This is a genomic window from Microbacterium sp. Cr-K32 (genome assembly GCF_000708345.1).
In the GTDB taxonomy this organism is placed as follows: domain Bacteria; phylum Actinomycetota; class Actinomycetes; order Actinomycetales; family Microbacteriaceae; genus Microbacterium; species Microbacterium maritypicum_A.
Genome location: NZ_JARD01000011.1, coordinates 1 through 12,638, shown reverse-complemented (window position 1 = coordinate 12,638; position 12,638 = coordinate 1). Strand labels below are relative to the sequence as shown.

10 protein-coding genes and 1 pseudogene are annotated in these 12,638 nt (G+C 68.3%); 5 read left to right on the top strand and 6 right to left on the bottom strand.

Annotated features, from left to right (window positions below):
* Positions 1-10 precede the first annotated feature (10 nt).
* A complete protein-coding gene (locus GZ64_RS0104180) occupies positions 11-1,513 on the top strand; it encodes a PH domain-containing protein (protein WP_029265256.1) in 1,503 nt (500 codons plus the stop codon).
* On the opposite strand, the gene GZ64_RS0104175 is transcribed toward GZ64_RS0104180, so the two are convergent.
* Positions 1,473-1,943: a DUF2231 domain-containing protein gene (locus GZ64_RS0104175; RefSeq protein ID WP_442922229.1), complete on the bottom strand. Its 471-nt coding sequence runs from the start codon at positions 1,941-1,943 to the stop codon at positions 1,473-1,475. The two genes, GZ64_RS0104180 and GZ64_RS0104175, sit on opposite strands and share 41 nt — an antisense overlap.
* A gap of 70 nt (positions 1,944-2,013) precedes the next feature.
* On the opposite strand from GZ64_RS0104175, the pseudogene GZ64_RS18975 reads away from it, so the two are divergent.
* The 3 genes and pseudogenes from GZ64_RS18975 (at position 2,014) to GZ64_RS0104160 (ending at position 3,795) form a co-directional block, all read left to right on the top strand.
* Positions 2,014-2,519: pseudogene (locus tag GZ64_RS18975) on the top strand (sigma-70 family RNA polymerase sigma factor).
* Complete coding sequence (locus GZ64_RS0104165; protein ID WP_029265253.1) at positions 2,516-3,205, top strand: anti-sigma factor family protein; 690 nt, start codon at positions 2,516-2,518, stop codon at positions 3,203-3,205. The pseudogene GZ64_RS18975 and the gene GZ64_RS0104165 overlap by 4 nt, the downstream one beginning before the upstream one ends.
* Before the next feature lie 65 nt (positions 3,206-3,270).
* On the top strand, positions 3,271-3,795 hold the full coding sequence (locus GZ64_RS0104160) for a COG4315 family predicted lipoprotein (RefSeq protein WP_021199187.1): 525 nt from the start codon (positions 3,271-3,273) through the stop codon (positions 3,793-3,795).
* Positions 3,796-3,821: 26 nt separating this feature from the next.
* Here the strand turns inward: GZ64_RS0104160 and GZ64_RS0104155 are convergent, their stop codons facing one another.
* From GZ64_RS0104155 to purM, 3 genes are read right to left on the bottom strand one after another with little or no spacing between them, the layout of a single operon-like run.
* Complete coding sequence (locus tag GZ64_RS0104155; RefSeq protein WP_021199188.1) at positions 3,822-5,150, bottom strand: MFS transporter; 1,329 nt, start codon at positions 5,148-5,150, stop codon at positions 3,822-3,824.
* Positions 5,147-6,619, bottom strand: coding sequence for an amidophosphoribosyltransferase (purF, locus tag GZ64_RS0104150; protein ID WP_021199189.1), 1,473 nt, complete (start codon positions 6,617-6,619; stop codon positions 5,147-5,149). The genes GZ64_RS0104155 and purF overlap by 4 nt, the downstream gene beginning before the upstream one ends.
* Positions 6,620-6,625: 6 nt before the next feature.
* Positions 6,626-7,756, bottom strand: coding sequence for a phosphoribosylformylglycinamidine cyclo-ligase (gene purM, locus GZ64_RS0104145; protein WP_029259549.1), 1,131 nt, complete (start codon positions 7,754-7,756; stop codon positions 6,626-6,628).
* An 86-nt stretch (positions 7,757-7,842) separates the two neighbouring features.
* On the opposite strand from purM, the gene GZ64_RS0104140 reads away from it, so the two are divergent.
* Complete coding sequence (locus tag GZ64_RS0104140) at positions 7,843-8,448, top strand: hypothetical protein (protein WP_021199191.1); 606 nt, start codon at positions 7,843-7,845, stop codon at positions 8,446-8,448.
* Positions 8,449-8,554: 106 nt separating this feature from the next.
* Here GZ64_RS0104140 and GZ64_RS0104135 read toward each other — a convergent pair whose 3' ends face one another.
* Both GZ64_RS0104135 and GZ64_RS19395 read right to left on the bottom strand, forming a co-directional pair.
* A complete protein-coding gene (locus GZ64_RS0104135) occupies positions 8,555-8,869 on the bottom strand; it encodes a hypothetical protein (RefSeq protein ID WP_021199192.1) in 315 nt (104 codons plus the stop codon).
* A 197-nt stretch (positions 8,870-9,066) separates the two neighbouring features.
* A partial coding sequence (locus GZ64_RS19395; protein ID WP_197020503.1) for an HtaA domain-containing protein occupies positions 9,067-12,638 on the bottom strand: 3,572 nt, incomplete at its 5' end.

Sequence of the window (12,638 nt, the reverse complement as noted above, 5' to 3'; positions counted from 1 at the left end):
CAGCCGCGTCATGATCGCGATCGTCGGTGTTCGCGCCCTCCTCGGCGGCATCGTCGGCACCGCCGTCTCCCTTCTCATCAGCGCACTGGTCGGCAAGCCCGTGCCACTCGTGGTGTATCTGATCCTGCTCGTCGGGTTCGTCGTGCGACTCGTCTTCGCGGTTGCCGAGTGGCGGAGCACGACGTATCAGCCCCTCGAATCCGAGCTCACGTACCGGTCAGGTTATGTCAACTCGAGTTCGCTGCAGGTGCCCTGGTCGAGTGTGCGGGGCGTCTATGTCGAAACCCCCTGGCTTCTGCGCCTGTTCGGGCGATCCGAACTCCGAGTCGCCCACGGTACCGGGCAGGCGAACGACATCCATTTCAGAGCACTCACCCCTGCGGCGATCGCAGAACTCCGCACCCATATCGAAAGCTCCCGCGAGGCGGGCGCCCGCGATGTCGACTTCTTCGACGACACGGAAGAGTTCACGGGCGCCGAGATCTGGCTGTACGCCTTCACGCATTCGCGGTGGTACGTCATCTTCCCCCTCGCCGTCGCAGCGATCGGATTGCTCTCGCAGTTCTTGGAACGCGACATCATTCAGACTTCCCTCTTTCTCTGGGAACGACTGATCCGGTTGCCGGTCGCGATGATGGTGGTCGCCCTGGCAGGCACGTGTGCGCTGGCCATCGCGACAGGGGTCATCTCCAGGATGGTGGAGATGTCGAACTTCCGGATCCGGCGGACGGCGGAACTGATCGAGACCCGACAGGGACTGCTGTCGACCAGGACGCGCACGATCGATTGCGCTGACATCACCCTGCTCGATCTGCAGCAGCCCGTTCTGTTTCGTCTGGCTCATCGCAGCATCGTGCGCGTGTCGGGCGGATCGGGTGAGGGAGACCCACAGAACTTCTTGTCTCCTCATGCCACGGCCCAAGAAGCGACTTCAGCGATTCAGAGTGTCTTCCCGAATCATCGGCAGGGCACACTCATCGCGCGGTCGAGGCTCTTCGGCGTGATCGCCATCGGTGCGATCTGGATCGGGGCGATCATCATCGTCCAGTCGTTGATCGGAGCGGCGTGGTCGGTGGTAGCAGGCACAGCTCTGATCATCGTCATCGCGTTGTGGAGCGTGCGCGCACCGTCCCGGTTCTTCCTCTCACCCGACGGGGTCGTGGAGATCCATCGAGGAATCCTGTTCCGTAGGCGGCTTCTCTTCCGAGCTTCTTCGATCCTTCACTACGAATCCGTCGTCAGCCCCGTGGGCCGATGGCTCCCTGCGAACAAGATGAAGGTCACCGTTGCCGACAGAGGCACACGAGAGATCTCGATGAGGGCTGTCCCACTGAGAGAGCTACGCGCGTTGGTCCAGGCGCTGACCCAGCTGAAGAGCGTGGGGACATATCGATACAGCCGGATTCCCGACGTGACCGAAGACACGACAGACGACGTCACCGCCGCCCCTCCGACGTCGACAGAAGCTGTTCTCACCCGCCCCACACCGCCCGGGCGCCGGCCTCGCCGATGAGCACGACCATGACCGTGCTCCCTGCGCCGCTCACCACGGCCAATGCGGCCAGAATCATGCGCGCTGTCCTGCGAGGCCCCTCGGTGAAGCGGTACCAGCACCACTGCACCGCGGCGACGACGAACATCGCCAGCGCCCATGGCCACAGGAGCCCGCCGAGAGCCGCATGATGGACGACGGCCGGCACCGGTCCCACCTGCTGCGCCAACGCCTCACCCGCGAGCATCGTGATGGGCACGAGCACCAGCACGGCCAGCGCGGCGATCGGTGTGACGACGCCGAGCCTCTTGCGCGCGGCGGGCAGGAAGGCGCCGAGGATCAGTGCCAGCGCCGTGAGCGGCACGAGGATGACCACCGCGTGGAGGATGAGCGGATGCAGCGGGAGGCCGTCGATCTCGAAGAGGTCCATACTCAGGACACGGGATGACATCGCGCGAGGTTCAGATGAACTTCTCGCCCGGCTGTCTCGTGTCTTCGGAGAGGACCGAAGGAGGTGGCGGATGCCGAAGGATGATGCGGCGCGTCTCGGCGCGCTCTACGACGCGCATGCGGCACCGATCTGGCGCTATGTCGTGCACCTCACCGGGGATCGAGCGGGTGCCGACGACGTGGTCCAGGAGACGCTGCTGCGCGCCTGGCGCACTCCGCGGATCCTCGCCGAGGATCCGAATCGACACGATCCTGGATGTACACGGTCGCCCGACACCTGGTCGTGGACGAGGTGCGCAGCGCCCACCACCGCCGGGAGATCACGACGGATGAACCCCCAGACTCCGCCATGCGAGACGCGACAGACGCCATCTTCGATGCGATCCTCATCGAAGAGGCGCTCTCGGCCCTCTCCGAGGCGCATCGCGAGGTCGTGATCCGCGCGTACTACCGAGGGCTCACCGTGTCGGAGATCTCCGACGAGCTGACGATCCCGGAGGGAACCGTGAAGTCGAGGCTGCACTACGGCCTGCGCGCGCTGCGTCTCGGGCTGCAGGAGAAGGGAGTGACGCGATGAACGCCGACCACGGGCGCTATGCCGACGGGGATGCCGCCTACGTACTCGGAGCTCTCAGCGCCGCCGATCGCGCCGAATACGAGGCGCACCTCTCGCAGTGCGCCGAGTGCCGCGCGGCCATCGCCGAGATCACGCCGATCCCCGGCCTGCTCTCCCGGGTACCCCCCGAGCGGGCGGAATCGCTGCTGCAGGCAGCGGGTGTCGAGACTCCGGCCCCGGAGCACCGCGCGCGCGTGCTGTCCCTGGCCACCGAGCGCGCCCGACGCCGTCGCCGTGCGCGGATCGTCGGCATCGCCGCAGCCGCCGCGATCGTGGTGGCCACCGTGGCGGTGCCCGTGATCTCTACTCTGCGTCCACCGTCGACGACGATCGCGCTCGAGCAGCTTCGAGACGCGCCGCTGTCCGCATCCGTCAGCCTCACCGATGTCGCCTGGGGAACCCGACTCGACATGATCTGCGACTATGGCAGCGAAGGCGACGCGCCCGCGGATGGATGGGCCTACGCGCTGGTGGTGGTGAGCGACGACGGCACCGAGAGCGTGCTGTCGACCTGGCGCGCGCACCCCGGAACCACGGCGCGCCTGAGCGCCGGCACCGAACTCCCGGCGTCCGACATCGCCGCCGTCGAGATCCGTGCCGTCGACTCCGGAACCGTGCTGATGCGATCGGCGCTCGACGGACCCTGAACCTTTCCCCGTCGCCTCTCGTGTACCCCATGACCGCACCCGCGGTCCTGCACAGGAGGTTCACCATGCTCTCGAGAGTCTCGAAGACCGCGGCCGTCGCCGCGCTGCTCATGACGTTCGTCGTCGCCGGCTGCACGTCGACCGGCGGAAGCTCCGGCGGTGGGGCGCAGGACACGGGCGGCGCCTATGGCCAGTCCTCCGGATCGAGCGCCCCCACCTCGGGATCGTCGTCCGGCTCAGGCACTCTGATGACCGCGGACTCGGATCTCGGCGAGATCGTCGTCGACGCCGACGGGAAGACGCTCTACATGTTCGACAACGACACGCAGGGCTCGGGGAAGAGCTCGTGCACCGGCGAGTGCCTGACGAACTGGCCGCCGCTGACCGTCGAGAGCGACGCGCCGGCCGTCGAAGGCGTGACCGGCGAAGTCGGCACCATCACCACGGCCGACGGCTCCACTCAGGTGACCCTCAACGGCTGGCCGCTTTACTACTTCGCCGGTGATGCCGCCGCAGGAGACGTCAACGGTCAGGGCGTCGGCGGCATCTGGTGGGTGCTCTCCCCCGCCGGGGAACGCATGGCCGAGTGACGTCGCGCAGGCGCCGGCCCGCAGACTCACCAGCGACCGTGCCGGTGCTCCCACTCGTCCTCGACCGTGCGGCGCCGCCCCGCGACGATGCCGGCGGGGATCGCGACGATCAGCACACCCGCGATGACGAGCAGCGGAATCCGCCAGCCCGCGGTCGTCTCGTGCAGCAGTCCGACCAGCAGGGGGAAAGTCGCCGCGATGGCGTAGCCGATGCTCTGCACGAAGCCGCTCAGCGCCACTGCGCTCTCCGGAGTGCGGGCGCGGATGCTGAGCAGCACCAGACTCAGAGGGAACATGATGGCTGTGAGGCCGAAGATGCTCACCCACAGCGGCAGGGCCACGGTCGGCGCGAACAGGAAGCCGGCGAGCCCCACCAGCCCTCCGCCGACCGCGACGAAGAAGAGCGGGCGCGTCGCCTGGAAGCGCACGACGAGGATCGGCACGAGCAGCGAGCACGGGAGACCGATCAGCGCGAAGAGGGAGAGCAGGAAGCCCGCGGTCGCGGGCGTGACGTCACCGATGTCCACGAGCATGGTCGGCATCCATGCGAACGAGACATACGCCATGGTCGACGACGCGCCGAAGACGATCGCGAGCGCCCAGGCGAGCGGAAGCCGCCACAGCCGGGCGAAGTACCGACGGTTCGCAGGGGTGGTCGAGATCGGACCGGTCGCGACGGCCACCGCATCCTGCACGTCGTCGACGCCGTCGGTCGGGTCGGGGGCCAGGAGCTCGTTCTTCACCGGATCGCGATTCACCGGCTCGACCGCCCGCGAGCCGTTCTTCAGCAGCAGTGCCACCCAGGGCACCAGCGCGATACCCGCGACGATGCCCCACATCCCCAGCGACACCCGCCAGCCGAGAGAGTCGGCCACCGGCACGGCGACCAGCGGAGGCAGGAACGTCGACACCGCCATCGTGGTCGAGTAGATGGTCATCATCACCCCGAGCCGATCCGGGAAGTACTTCTTCACCAGCGGCGGGAGGAGCACGTTGCCCGAGCCGACGCCCGCGAACACGACCGCGGTGGCCGCGAGCAGAGTCGTCGAATCGAACGCGAGGCCGCGCAGCAGCAGGCCCAGAGCCATGAGCGTGATCGCGGCGACCGCCATCCGCTCCAGGCCGAATCGACGCTCGAACAGCGGCGTGAGCAGACCGAAGATCGCGAAGCAGACCGGCGGTGCGGCACCGATGAGGCCGACGACGACCGGCGAGACCGGGAAGTCCTCGGCGACGTGGTCGATGACCGGAGACAGGGAGGCGACCGCCGAGCGCAGCGAGAACGCCACCAGGACGATCCCCACGAGTGCGAGAGCCCGACCCTGCCAGAGCGGTCGCGCACTCGGCATCGTCATGAGGTCTGTGACCCCTCCACCCAGGCCAGGTATTCATCCGAGACGGTGCCGGTCACGTACCGGCCGTCGAAGCAGCTCATGTCGAGATCGGTGAGCGCCGAGCCCTCGATGATCGCGGCCTTGAGGTCTTCGACCTCCTGGTAGACCAGGTGATCGCACCCGAGCTCCTCGGCGATCTCGGGGATCGTGCGCCCGTGCGCGATGAGCTCGTGGCGCGACGGCATGTTGATGCCGTACACGTGCGGGTGCCGCACGGGAGGCGCAGCAGAAGCGAAGGTCACCGAGGCGGCGCCGGCATCGCGCGCCATCTGGATGATCTCCTTGGAGGTGGTGCCCCGCACGATCGAGTCGTCGATCAGGAGCACGTTCTTGCCCTGGAACTCGGTCGACATGGCGTTGAGCTTCTGGCGCACGCTCTTCTTGCGCACCGCCTGTCCCGGCATGATGAAGGTGCGGCCGACGTAGCGGTTCTTGTAGAAGCCCTCGCGGTACTCGATGCCGAGCTTGCGGGCGACCTCCATCGCCGCAGGGCGCGACGAGTCGGGGATCGGCATGACCACGTCGATCTTGTCCATCGGCACGTGCTTGGCGATCGTGTCGGCGAGCCGGTCGCCCATGCGCAGACGCGACTCGTACACCGAGATGCCGTTCATGACGGAGTCGGGACGGGCGAGGTAGACGTACTCGAAGGCGCACGGTGCGAGAGTGGCGGCCGTGGCGCACTGCTTCGAGAACAGCTCTCCGTCGTTGGTGATGAAGATCGCCTCGCCCGGCTCGACCTCGCGCACGACGTCGTAGTCGCCGTTCTCGAGCACGAGCGACTCGCTCGCGACGACCCACTCGTCCTTGCCCTCGGCGCCGGGAACGGTCGAGGGACGACGACCCAGGATCAGCGGACGGATGCCGAACGGGTCACGGAAGGCGAGCAGTCCGTAGCCGGCGATGACGGCGATCACGGCGTAGGCGCCTTCGATGCGCTCGTGCGTGCGCGCCACGGCCTCGAACACCCGCTCGGGGTCGAGGTCGACGGTCGAGGTCGTGTTCTGCAGCTCGCCGGCGAGCACGTTGAGCAGCAGCTCGGTGTCGCTGGAGGAGTTGAGGTGGCGGCGATCGCGCTTGGCCATGTCGGCCGTGAGCTCACGCGTGTTGGTGAGGTTCCCGTTGTGGATGAGGATGATGCCGTACGGTGCGTTCACGTAGAACGGCTGCATCTCCTCTTCGTTCGAGGCCGTGCCCTTGGTGGCGTAGCGCACGTGGCCGAGACCCACGTTGCCGAGCAGGGCTCGCATGTCGCGGGTGCGGAACGCCTCGCGGACCATTCCCTGCGCCTTGGCGTTGTGCATCACGCCGTTCGCCTCGGCGGTGGCGATTCCCGTCGCATCCTGGCCGCGGTGCTGCAGCAGCAGGAGTGCGTCGTAGATGTCCTGATTGACCGGGGCAGAGCCCACCATTCCGACGATGCCGCACATGGGCTCTTACTTCGCTCCGTCCGCGTAGGCGCCGACCAGGCGCACTGCTCCACCGTCGACGCCCTTGGCGCCCTGTTCGAACTCGCCGGCCGGACGCGGCCCGAAGCCGACGGTCCCGACCTGCCACGAGGGCATGCCCTCGGCGTTCAGCGCCGCGATCGCGGCATCCTTCTTCTCCGCGGCGACCACGGCGAGGAAGCCGATGCCGAGGTTCCAGGTGCCCTCCGCCGACTCCAGCGTGGACCCGGCGATATCGCTGAGCACGCGGAAGACCGGGCTCGGCGACCAGCTGCTGCGGTCGACCTCGACCCAACTGCCCTGCGGGAGCACGCGCGCGAGGTTCGCCGCGATGCCTCCGCCGGTGACGTGGCTGAGGGCGTGCACGCCGCCGGTGCCCGTGGAGCCGCCGAGCTGCTCGATCAGGCGCAGCAGGGGAAGCGTGTAGAGGCGGGTCGGCTCGAGGAGCGCTTCACCCCAGGTCGTGCCGAAGTCGGCGGCGTTGTCACCGTAGCCGATGCCCGCGCGGGTCACGATGTGACGAACCAGGGAGTAGCCATTGGAGTGCAGTCCGCTGGAGGCGACCGCGATCACCGCGTCGCCGTCCTGCACGAGTTCCGCACCGAGGATCGCATCGGCCTCGACCACTCCGGTCGCCGCTCCCGCCACGTCGTAGTCGCGGGGGCCGAGCAGGCCCGGGTGCTCCGCGGTCTCTCCGCCGACCAGCGCGGTGCCGGTGGCCGAGCATGCCTGGGCGATGCCGCGGACGATGTCGGCGATCCGCTCCGGGACGACCTTGCCGCACGCGATGTAGTCGGTCATGAAGAGCGGCTTGGCGCCCACCACGACGATGTCGTCGACGACCATGCCGACCAGGTCCTGCCCGATCGTGTCGTGCTTGTCGATCGCCTGCGCGATCGCGACCTTCGTGCCGACGCCGTCGGTGCTGGTCGCGAGCAGCGGGCGACGGAAGTCGCGCAGCGCGCTGGCATCGAACAGGCCGGCGAAACCGCCGACACCGCCGAGCACTTCGGGACCGTGCGTCGCGCGCACGGAAGACTTCATCAGCTCGACGGCGAGATCACCTGCAGCGGTGTCGACGCCGGCTTCGGAATAGGGATTGGTGGGGGAGGCAGCCACGTCTCCAGCCTACCGCCCGCGGCCGGTCCGACTCTCCGCGAAGTCGGACCTCGGATCCAGAGCCCCGAGCCGCCTACGATGGGGCCATGGCCGACAAGCCGCAGTGGCTCATCCGCGAAGACGCGAGCGTACCCGTGCTCGTCGCGCTCGCGCTGCGGCAGCGCCTCGGCATCCGGGTTCCGGAGGACCTGCCGAGCCTCCGCGAACTCGCCGTCCGCGCGCCGGATGCCGTCGACGCCTCCCCCACGATCGAGGCCCAGTGGCGCGACTACTGGGACATGACGGTCGAGCCGCGCGCGCATCCTTCCGACGTGCCACTCGAGCTCATCGACGGGTTCGACACCCTGGTCGCCCTGCCCGCCCACGGTGCGGAGGAGCTCACAGCGGCCATCGCCCCGCAGGCGACGTCGGCTCTGCTCTACGCGCGCGCCGCGCACGACCGCTACGTGAGTTCGATGAAGAGCCACACCGGAGGCGACGCATACCGCGCCTATGCGAGTGCGATCGCGGAGTTCGAGCGCGAAGTCGGCCGACGCGCGCACTCGTTCGAGCTCAACGTGCAGGTGCTGCCGTTCTCGCAGCGCGGCATCTGGTGGATCGGCGCGCTCACGGTGGCGGTGACCGACGGTCTGCGCCGCGACGTCGTGGCGTTCGACGCCGCGATCCGTCCGGTGATCGCCGAGCTGGCCTAGCCCCCGCAGCTTCCGGGAGCCACCGTCCCCGCGAGTGCACGGATTGCTTGCGAGTGCACGGGATAGCTGCGCGAAGAAGCCGTGCACTCGGCGGCAGGTGAAGGGGTCAGTCCTCGTCGACGACGGTTTCGCGGTCGACCCGGACGACGCGGTCGTGACGGCGGGCGATGCGCTCCAGGATCAGACCGGTGACGCCGCCGAGCGCGATGCCGATCGGCACCGTCCACAGCAGCAGGAAGCCGAACACCTGACCGGGCGGGTAGACGACGTCGAGGGCCTGCGACTCGTCGAAGCTGCCGGTCCAGGTGAGGATGCCGGCGGCGATCACGCCGACCACGACGCCGATGCCCATGAGCACGCCGTACCGCGGCACACGGCGCACGGTCGCTTCGACGGTCTGGTGGGAATCGGTGGGGGCCATGCATCCATTGTCCCACCGCCGACGGATGCTGTGTGCCGGGGTCTGCGCACGCATCGGTCGGGAGATCGGAGGACACAGGCTCCCACAGGCCGATTCCTCCCTGCATCCGTTCATCGTCCCGACATCCGTACACCGGAGACAGAGAACGGCCCTCCCCGCGTCCGCCGCGGGGAGGGCCGTTCCATGTCGCGCCTCGACTAGACCTCGGTCGTCGTCTCGGCGGTCTCGCCCTTGCGGTTGCGACGGACGAGCAACACACCGCCGGTGGCAGCCAGCGCCACGACCACCAGGCCGCCCACGATCCACGGCCACACGGGGGCGCCGTCTGATGCCGCGGGCTCGGTCGCGGTGGTCACCGCGGCGGTGGCCTCGGAGTCGGAGGCGGGCTTCTCCTCCGCGACGCCGCAGGCCGCGCCCACCGGGATCACGGCGGTGACCGGGTCGAGCTGCTCGCCTGCGGCGTAGGTGCCGAATGCGGATGCTCCGGCCTCGGTCAGCGTGGTCGGGACTGCGTTGAGCGTCAGCACGCCGTCGACGACCGCCGCGTCGCCGAGCGCGAACTCCGCGAGGCGAACGCCCTGCTGATCGACGCTCTCGCCGCCCTGCGTGGTGCCGGTCACGTCGAAGACCAGGTAGCCCTTGTCTCCGGCGAGCTCGACGGCGGCGTTCGCGAGCGTCGTGTTCAGCGCACCGTCGTGACCCGTGAAGGTGATGCTGCCGCCGTAGGTCACGAGGCCCGCGAGGGTCTTGTCGTCGAACGATCCGGTGCCGTTCTCCCACACGTAGTCGGGGTACTGGTAGGCCACGTCGGTCAGCGTCCACCCGCCCTTCGCGATGCCCTCGATGTAGGTGCGGAACGACTCCTTGTATCCCCACTTGAGAGTTGCGCCCTCGACCGTGCACACACCGATCGTGGTGTTCGCCCTGTTCAGGGTGAACACGAGACCGCGGTTCACCGAGCCCTGGAACGTGAGGGTGTGCTCGCCGTCCTCGAGACTCGCAGGGAGGGCACCCGACCAGGTCGCGACACCGTCCGCGTCGGCCGTCACCGTCTCGAGCAGCACGGGGGTCGAGTACACGACGACCTTGATGCCGGTCTCGTTCGCGCGGAACCCGGATGCCGACACCGTGGCCGGCTGGCCCGCTCCGAGGGCTGCGAGGTTCTCGTCGTCTGCCTGGATGCCCTCGGTCGCCGGCGGGGCAGCAGGGAGGGTGGTCTTCGGCTTCACGACAGCGGCAGCAACCGTTCCGCTCGAACCGGCCGGCGCCGCCGCGACGGAGCCGATCGTGAATGTCACCGGGTTCAGCGCGGTGCCGTAGCCGGCGAGCACGCGGTCTCGACCGGCATCCGTCAGCGCCGCGGGCGCCGCCGTGTAGGTCACGGCGCCGTTGGCCGCGATGCGCGCCGCGTTGGAGAGATCGAGCGTCGCGAACGGCACCTGTGCGCCGCCGCTCGTGACGTACAGCGTCGCCGCCGATGCCGAGGTGATGCGGATCTGCGGGTTCGACACGGTCACATCGAGCACGCCCTGGTGACCGGTGAAGCGCACCGAGCCGCGATAGACGACGCTGCCGAGGCCGGTGTTCACGTCGAAGTCGCCGCCGACGGTCTGACCGAACTGGAACTGCCCGCCCGAACGGGTCGCGCCGTCGGATACCGCGATAGAGCCCTTCGCGATGTCACCCGTGATGTAGTTCGTGAACGACGAAGAGATCGCCCAGCGGAGTGATCCGCCAGGGACGTTCGTGGGCGGAGTCGTCGGGGTGACGGGCTTCTCCGGCACCGTCACACCGAACAGGTCGTCCCACTGCTGCGGGGTGATCGTCACGGTCGAGCGGGCGTAGATCGTGCTCGCATCGGGCATCGAATGCTGCTTCCACACGATCACCTCATACGACTTCGTGCGGTCGAGGTTCTTCGCCGCGGTCGTGAGATCGACCGCGAAGGCGCCGAACGTGACCTTCTGCACGTACTGCATCGCGAGGAACCCACCATCGGCACTCACGTTGCCCTCGGTGCCGGCTTCGATCAGGGCGACATAGGCTCCAGGGATCTCGCCGAGATTGGTGGCCGCTGCTGCGACGGTCAGGCCGTCCTTCGCGGTCGCAACCTTGACCGTCGTGCTCACAGTCGGCCCCGCCGGGAAGAGCGCGTCCCACTGCTCGTCACTGACTGTGATGGCGCCGCGAGCGTAGATCGTGTTCGCATCGGGCATCGAGTGCTGCTTCCAGACGATCACCTCATACGCCTTCGTGCGGTCGAGCTTGTCGGCCGCAGCCGTCAGGTCCACCGTGAACGTGCCGCCCGTGATCTTCTGCACGTACTGCATCGCGAGGAACCCGCCGCCTGCGGTGACGCTCCCTTCGGTGCCCTTCTCGATCACAGCGACGTAGGCACCGGTGATCGCACCGAGCTTCGAAGCCGCAGCAGTGATGGTCAGGCCGTCCTTCATGCTCGCCGACTTCACCGTGGAGGTGATGACCGAGGTGTCGCCGTAGTTCAGGGCGACGCTGCGCTCCTGGTCGGCATTGATCACTCCCCCGGCGGCATACGTGTAGATCCCATAGGAACCGGGGGCCGCCGCGGCGTCCTTCAGCGTCAGCGTCGCCTGAAACGTGCCGTCGGCGGCGATGTCGACCCACTGCGCACGGATCGCGCTCTGGTACTGCGCGGGAACCTGGTTCAGCACACCCTCGGCCAGAGCCCAGGCCTGCGCGCCCACCGATCGGGTCGACGATGCCGCACCCGTCGAGGGCTGCCATGTCGAGCCGAAGTTGCCGAAGACCACGTAGGTGCCCTGCGGAAGGTGCTGGGGGATCGGCATCCCGCGTCCACCGACATTCGCGGTCGGGTCATAGCCCGAGCCCTTCACGACGACCTTGTCACCGGCTTTGAGAGCCACGCCTGCGGCCGGAGTCGTGCCGTCGGCGAGGAACACCTCGATCGCCGCCGAGACCGGAGCCGGCTGCAGGCTCTCCCACTGTGCGTCGGTGACGGCGATGGTCGAGCGTGCATAGATCGTGCTCGCATCGGGGTTCGAGTGCTGCTTCCACGCGATGACCTCGTAGGACTTCGTGCGGTCGAGCTTGTCGGCGGCGGCGGTCAGGTCGACCGTGAAGACACCGCCCGAGATCGGACGCACCCACTGCATCGCCAGGAACCCGCCGCTGCCGGTGACGTTCGCCTCGGTGCCCTTCTCGATCAACGCGACGTACGCACCCGGGATCGCTCCGAGCTTGGTGCCGGAGGCCGTGACGGTGAGGCCATCCGTCGCCGTCGCCGTCTTCACGGCTGTGGAGACCGTCGGAGTCTCGGTGTAGTTCAGGGCGACACTGCGCTCCTGGTCGGCGTTGATCACGCCACCGGCCGCATACGTGTAGATCCCGTAAGACCCCGGCGTCGCCGCGGCATCCTTCAGGGTCACGGTCGCCTGGAACGTGCCGTCGGCCGCGATGTCGACCCACTGCGCGCGGATCGCGCTCTGGTACTGCGCGGGAACCTGGTTCAGCACGCCCTCGGCCAGAGCCCACGTCTGCGCACCGACGGAACGGCTCGAAGATACCGCACCCGTCGAGGGCTGCCATGCCGAAGCGAAATTGCCGAACACCACGTATGTGCCCTGCGGAAGGTGCTTCGGGATCGGCACACCACGGCCCTCGGTCCCGAGGTTCGCCGCCGGGTCGTAACCCGAGCCCTTCACGACGACCTTGTCGCCGGCTTTGAGCGCCACACCGGCGGCCGGAGTCGTGCCGTCGGCGAGGAACACCT

Bases quoted from the DNA above. Each gene is read 5' to 3' on its own strand.
- GZ64_RS0104180 (WP_029265256.1), top strand. From the start codon at position 11: ATGATCGCGATCGTCGGTGTTCGCGCCCTCCTCGGCGGCATCGTCGGC.
- GZ64_RS0104175 (WP_442922229.1), bottom strand. From the start codon at position 1,943: ATGTCATCCCGTGTCCTGAGTATGGACCTCTTCGAGATCGACGGCCTC.
- GZ64_RS0104165 (WP_029265253.1), top strand. From the start codon at position 2,516: ATGAACGCCGACCACGGGCGCTATGCCGACGGGGATGCCGCCTACGTA.
- GZ64_RS0104160 (WP_021199187.1), top strand. From the start codon at position 3,271: ATGCTCTCGAGAGTCTCGAAGACCGCGGCCGTCGCCGCGCTGCTCATG.
- GZ64_RS0104155 (WP_021199188.1), bottom strand. From the start codon at position 5,150: ATGACGATGCCGAGTGCGCGACCGCTCTGGCAGGGTCGGGCTCTCGCA.
- purF (WP_021199189.1), bottom strand. From the start codon at position 6,619: ATGTGCGGCATCGTCGGAATGGTGGGCTCTGCCCCGGTCAATCAGGAC.
- GZ64_RS0104140 (WP_021199191.1), top strand. From the start codon at position 7,843: ATGGCCGACAAGCCGCAGTGGCTCATCCGCGAAGACGCGAGCGTACCC.
- GZ64_RS0104135 (WP_021199192.1), bottom strand. From the start codon at position 8,869: ATGGCCCCCACCGATTCCCACCAGACCGTCGAAGCGACCGTGCGCCGT.